General features: G+C 72.2%; 4 protein-coding genes. 3 read left to right on the top strand and 1 reads right to left on the bottom strand.

Translation table 11 applies throughout. The features are described from left to right. Positions 1 to 101 precede the first annotated feature (101 nt). Complete coding sequence (locus KBX39_RS25890; RefSeq protein WP_210872949.1) at positions 102 to 1,541, top strand: aldehyde dehydrogenase family protein; 1,440 nt, start codon at positions 102 to 104, stop codon at positions 1,539 to 1,541. A gap of 15 nt (positions 1,542 to 1,556) precedes the next feature. Here the strand turns inward: KBX39_RS25890 and KBX39_RS25895 are convergent, their stop codons facing one another. Beyond that, positions 1,557 to 2,789, bottom strand: a complete 1,233-nt coding sequence (locus tag KBX39_RS25895) for an SUKH-3 domain-containing protein (RefSeq protein WP_309228054.1) — start codon at positions 2,787 to 2,789, stop codon at positions 1,557 to 1,559. 81 nt (positions 2,790 to 2,870) lie between these two features. On the opposite strand from KBX39_RS25895, the gene KBX39_RS25900 reads away from it, so the two are divergent. Then, positions 2,871 to 3,284, top strand: coding sequence for a YbaB/EbfC family nucleoid-associated protein (locus tag KBX39_RS25900; RefSeq protein WP_043326418.1), 414 nt, complete (start codon positions 2,871 to 2,873; stop codon positions 3,282 to 3,284). A 3-nt stretch (positions 3,285 to 3,287) separates the two neighbouring features. Then, positions 3,288 to 3,644 carry a hypothetical protein gene (locus tag KBX39_RS25905; RefSeq protein ID WP_210872951.1) on the top strand — a complete coding sequence of 119 codons (357 nt, stop codon included), beginning with the start codon at positions 3,288 to 3,290 and terminating at the stop codon, positions 3,642 to 3,644. Positions 3,645 to 3,762 lie beyond the last annotated feature (118 nt).

Raw genomic sequence — 3,762 nt, forward strand, 5'->3', positions numbered from 1 at the left:
GGTTATCGCAATCTGACTGCCATCTTGGCTACTAAATCCGAGGCAGACAAGGGTTTGGGCAACTGTTTCCGCGTGAGCGCCTGTGGTCTAGGCTGCCGGTCGTGGAGCCGAGAGCCTTCTACGTCGCCGGTCGCCCCGCCCACGGCGAGGACGAGCTGACAGTCACCCACCCGTACGACGGGCAGCCGGTGGGGCGTACCACGCTCGCCACGGCCGACCAGGTCGAAGCCGCAGTCGCGGGGGCCGCCCGGGTAGCGGTGGAGGCCGCGGCCCTGCCCGCGCACGCCCGCGCGGCGGCCCTGGACCACGTCTCCCGCCGGCTCGCCGAGCGGGCCGACGAGGTCGCCGCGCTGATCACCGCCGAGAACGGCAAGCCGGTCAAATGGGCCAAGGCCGAGGTGGGGCGCGCGGTCTCCACGTTCCGCTGGGCCGCCGAGGAGGCCCGCCGCTTCTCCGGCGACCTGCAACGACTCGACACCGACCCGGCCGCCACCGGCCGGATCGCCCTGGTCCGGCGGGTTCCGCGCGGCCCGGTCCTCGGCATCACGCCGTTCAACTTCCCGCTCAACCTGGTCGCCCACAAGGTCGCCCCGGCGCTCGCCGTCGGTACGCCGATCGTGGTCAAGCCGGCCCCGGCCACCCCGCTCACCGCGCTGCTGCTCGGCGAGATCCTGGCCGAGACCGACCTGCCCGAGGGCATGTTCTCGGTGCTGCCGCTACCGAACGAGCGCGCCGCCGAACTGGTCGCCGACCCGCGCCTGCCGGTCGTGTCGTTCACCGGCTCCGGGCCGGTCGGCGCGGCCATCCGCCGGGCCGCCCCGGACAAGCACGTCACGCTGGAACTCGGTGGCAACGCCGCAGCGGTCATCTGCGCGGACTGGTCGGCGGACGACGACCTGACGTTCGCCGCACAGCGCATCGCCACGTTCTCCAACTACCAGGCCGGGCAGTCCTGCATCGCGGTGCAGCGCGTCTACGTGCACGAACGGCTATACGACGGCTTCCTGCCCCGGCTCGTCGCGGCGGTACAGGCGCTGCGAACCGGCGACCCGCGCGCCGAGCTGACCGACGTCGGCCCGCTGGTGTCGGTCGAGGCGGCGCAGCGCGTCGAGACCTGGGTGGACGAGGCGGTCACCGCCGGCGCCGTTGTCGAGACCGGCGGGCGGCGCGACGGCGCGACCTACCCGCCCACAGTGCTCAGCGGCGTACCCGCCGACGCGAAGGTGTGCGCCGAGGAGGTGTTCGGACCGGTGCTGGTGGTCGCCCCGGTCGCGGACGACCGGGCCGCGTTCGCCGCCGTCAACGACTCCGCGTACGGCCTGCAGGCCGGCGTCTTCACCCACCGGCTCGACGTGGCGTTCGACGCCGCCCGCACGCTCGAAGTGGGCGGTGTGATCGTCGGGGACGTGCCGTCGTACCGGGCCGACCAGATGCCGTACGGCGGGATGAAGGGCTCCGGCGTCGGGCGCGAAGGGCTGCGCAGCGCCATGGACGACTACACCGAGCCACGGGTCACGGTGCTGACCGGCGTGGCCCTCTGATCGCCCGCCCGCCGCTCACCAGGTGCCGTCGTCGCGGACCCGGGCGGGGGCGCGGCCGAGCAGCAGGGTGGTGAGGGCGGCGTCGATGTCGGCGCCGAGGAACCACTCGCCGGCCTGGTCGAGGGCGAAGATCCGGCCGTGCTCGTCGACGGCGAGGATGCTCTCCTGACGTTCGCTGCCGAGCGGGAAGAGGCGCGCGCCGATGACCGCGCCGAAGTCGGCGAGAGAGTCGGCGCTGTGCGCGGCCCGGAGCGGATTCGTGGTGAACCGGCTGATCCAGACCTGCTCCCCGGGGCCGCGTCGCCGGCTCAGGACGGCCGGGAACGCGGTGAGCGCCGCCTCGGCGGCAGGGAAGGGCTCATGCCGGTGATGCTGCCCCGCGATCTCTCTCGTCTCCGTCATCGCGCCCATCGCGAGCGCCTCGTTGAACATGCTGATCTGCCAGCCGCCGTCCATGAGCGCGTGGGCCACCTCGTCGGGAAACCTCCCGGGTTGAATGACCTCGCGTGGTTCCGGGCGCCATTCCTCGACAAAGGCGAGGTCAGGCCACGGCAGTACCCCGAAGCGCACCAGGAACTTGACGCACGAGTCGCAGGGAAGGTCGGCGAGGCCGCCAAGCGGATCACCCGGCTCGCGGCTGCGGTAGACCTCGATCCGGCTGGTGCCGAGCAGGTCGCGGGCGTCCTCGATGGTCAGTGGCGGCAGACCCTCGGCGGCCCGGCGGTGGTCGTGCTCGTACAGCGCGTCGGAGACCACGATCATCTCGGCGTGCCGCTCGCCGCCCCGCACCAGATGGCCCGGGGTCAGGTCGTCCAGGTAGGACTGCACCAGCGGATGGTGCCGGACCTCGACATCTCCTTTGGCACCCTGCGCGACGTGCCGGCGGCCGTCGAGCGTGAGGTGCGCCGCCGCGCCCGGCGTGGGCAGCCGGGTCAACTCGCGCAGCAGTTGGGCGGCCGGGTCGACGGCGCGCGGCGCACGGGGTTCATCGGGCCGCTGCTGCCGGTACAACGCCTCGACCGCCGGCGCCGGAATCCGCGGCCAGGTGGAGACCTCGCCGGTCTCCTTGTCGATGACTGTGGTCGGCAGGTCGCCGGGCAGCGCCCGGGCATCGGCGGACACAGTGGACAACACCACGTAGCCCAGGTCGAACTCCTCGACCACCGGCGTGCAGGGAAAACCGAGGCGGTCGGAGTCCCGCCGGGCCCATACCGAGGCGATCTGCTCGGCCTGCTGTCGCTCGATCACCACTTGAAATTACCGGACCCCACGGATTTCGTGGCACCCGGTATGGTCGGGCCTACCCACGGTGACGGAAGGGGTGCGGCGGTGGCCGAGAGTGCGGACCGGGATGCGAACCGTGCACTACGCGCGCGATTCGACGAGGTGTACGGCCAGTACCAGCGGTTGCGGTCCGGTCTGGACGAACTTCAGGTCAAACTGGCCGAGCTGCGGGTCACCGAACGCTCCGACGACGGTCAGGTGACCGCTGTGGTCGGCGCGCGAGGCGAGCTGATCAGCGTCGAGGTGAGCCCTGCCGTCTTCCGGGACCGGGATGCCGGAGGGCTGAGCCGGAAGATCACCGAGACCGTGCTGCGCGCCTCCACGGCCGCGGTCACCGCCACCCGTGAGCTGGTCTCCGGCTATCTGCCCCCGGGTTCACCGTCGGTCGAGTTCCTGCGTACCAATGACTTCGGCGCGCTGCTCGGCCGGGCCGACGCCGTGCTGGCACGCGGCGAGTGACAGGTGGCCGGGGGAGAGATCTGGCTGGACCCGGACCGGGCCCGGCGCGGCGGCGCCGACCTGACCCTGTCCGGTAAGGCGATGAGCGCGGCCCGGCGGGAGACAGGCGACCCGATCGCGGCCGCGAGCGACCAGCGACCCTGGGGCCGGGACGACATCGGCGTCGCCTTCGACAAGCACTACCAGGGCTACGCCGAGACGCTGCTGCGGGCGTGGGAACAACTCGGCCGGTCGCTGGAGGTCCTCGGGTCGGACGTCGTCCGCTCGGTCGCGGCCACCGTGGAGACGGACCTGAGCAACGCCCGTGACCTCGGAAAGATCCCCCAGCAGGGCCACAACCCGCGTCGGCCCTGGCGCTGACCACCGGAGGATCCGCGCGTGAGCATGCTGCCCAGCCCGATCCCGCACCCGCTCGACTTCTGCCCGTGGGACGTGCCCGGCTGGATCTACGAAGCGCTCGACTGGGTCGTGGGCGTCG

This window comes from Micromonospora sp. D75 (assembly GCF_018070405.1).
In the GTDB taxonomy this organism is placed as follows: Bacteria; Actinomycetota; Actinomycetes; order Mycobacteriales; family Micromonosporaceae; genus Micromonospora; species Micromonospora chalcea.